Origin of the sequence: Comamonas sp. GCA5 (assembly GCF_036541385.1) — a bacterium.
Classification (GTDB): domain Bacteria; phylum Pseudomonadota; class Gammaproteobacteria; order Burkholderiales; family Burkholderiaceae_C; genus Comamonas; species Comamonas aquatica.
Genome location: NZ_JAZHFR010000174.1, coordinates 1 through 1,697 on the forward strand (window position 1 = coordinate 1; position 1,697 = coordinate 1,697).

Here is a 1,697-nt window from a genome sequence, read left to right on the forward strand (position 1 = left end):
CAGCAGGCCAGACAGCAGTTCTTCGGGTACGTCGTGTTTCTTGGTGTTCATAGTGTTTACGGACAGGCCGGCTTGCGCCGGCTGTTGATTGGCCGTTTACACAAAATTTTGCACACCCTCCCAAGCTACGTGGTGGCAGCCGGCGCAGCTGTGGGAGCAAGCGTGTGCGGCGTTGCGTGAGTCCAGAATTTTTCCGCTCGCTGCGTTTGAGCCTCCCCGCATGCGTAAGTAGAGCCTCAGCGTTGCGCAACTGGATAGTTGCTGCTCTGAATCCTATGGCCGGATGGCATGCGCTGTCTGGCCATTTTTATTGCTGTGCAGCAGCGTTTTTGATATGCATTGCCGCGCACTATTGCGGATGGCCGAAAACTGCGCCAGGGCCGCTCTGGGGGCTTCTAGCATCATTGACCTAAGCGACGAAGACTGGTTTGAGCGCTGGTCTGTTCTGTCGGTCCATGGTGGTCATCTTGCGTGCAATTAGTGACTGTTGACCGAAACCAAAAGACCCTTCTGTTTTTTGACGGTATTGTCGAAAACGAAAGCGCCAATATTGTGTTGCTATGCCCTCAACACCGATGAAAGGCGACAGTATCCAGACCACTGCTTGGCTTTTGACGTGCGCGATCACCGCTACGTCATTGTCGGTCCCGATCTACCTTCCATCATTACTTATTTTATGGGTGTCTACAGCTCGCGATTGAGTAGGCCGCCAAATCTTGCCAAAACCTATCTGCACCAACTTACCTGAGGATCCGCAGCTGGTTGCAAAGCTCTAGGCGGATGTAGTCCTCGAGATTCGACATATCAAGAAGGTTCTTTGCTCTACGGTCCACGGCCATGAACAAGAAGTATTTGCTGAACCACTTCCGCTGTCGAGCATGGAGCGGTCATAAGCCGTGGGCTTAATTACAGACGAAGGTGTCGCCTCTTGTCGTCCGGAGGCGTTTGTTTTGAGGATTACGGGAGTCTGGCCATCCGAATGGCGCTTGCTACAAGGCGAGATTGAGGGTCTGGTCCGAGAGGCAAGGGATTAGGTGCTATCTATTTGCGCTGTCCGGTAGTTTGTGCGAGAGCCACCAATCCTGCTCGACCACCCGGCGCTCAAACCAGCGCGATCAGCTCTTGAGGCAAACATCCCAGCCGCCCTCGCAACCTCCGCCTGCAACTTCTGGTATGTTATGGATACATTACCCTCAATCTCCTGGGATCGCATAGCCCAGTGAACCGGAGCGGTTGTTTCGAAAACCATCGGGAGACAATCCTCAAATGCCTATCGCCCAAGCAGACCTACAGAACTATGCTCGACGCTCCGGCGGTCAGACCGTCATTATAAAGCGGGCAAGCCAGAGGACAGCTTTCCTCTGTCACAGCCACCACGATCGCGAGCTGGCCTTAGGCTTGCAGGCCTTCTTGCGGGAACAGGGGTTAGACCTGTACATCGACTGGCAGGATTCCTCAATGCCTTCACAGCCCAATGCGGACACCGCCAACAAGCTTCGCCAGCGCATTGTCGGGAGCGAATGGTTCCTGTTCCTCGCCACTCAGAACTCTATGGCGTCGCGCTGGTGCCCCTGGGTGTTGATTTCCATCCAGAAGTGACCCACTAGCCCCCGGTTTTTCCATCTCAATCTGACCCACGCATTAACCCTAGCCTGCTGCTTTTATGTGCAGCAGGAGACCAGGAGTGATTGACGTGG

2 protein-coding genes are annotated in these 1,697 nt (G+C 54.4%); both read left to right on the plus strand.

Features of this window, described 5'->3' with window-relative positions; all coding sequences use genetic code 11:
* Window positions 1-180: hypothetical protein (locus SJH88_RS19030; RefSeq protein WP_274755379.1), on the plus strand; the 180-nt coding region annotated here is incomplete at its 5' end.
* A gap of 1,086 nt (window positions 181-1,266) precedes the next feature.
* A complete protein-coding gene (locus tag SJH88_RS19035; RefSeq protein ID WP_274755380.1) occupies window positions 1,267-1,599 on the plus strand; it encodes a toll/interleukin-1 receptor domain-containing protein in 333 nt (110 codons plus the stop codon).
* Window positions 1,600-1,697 lie beyond the last annotated feature (98 nt).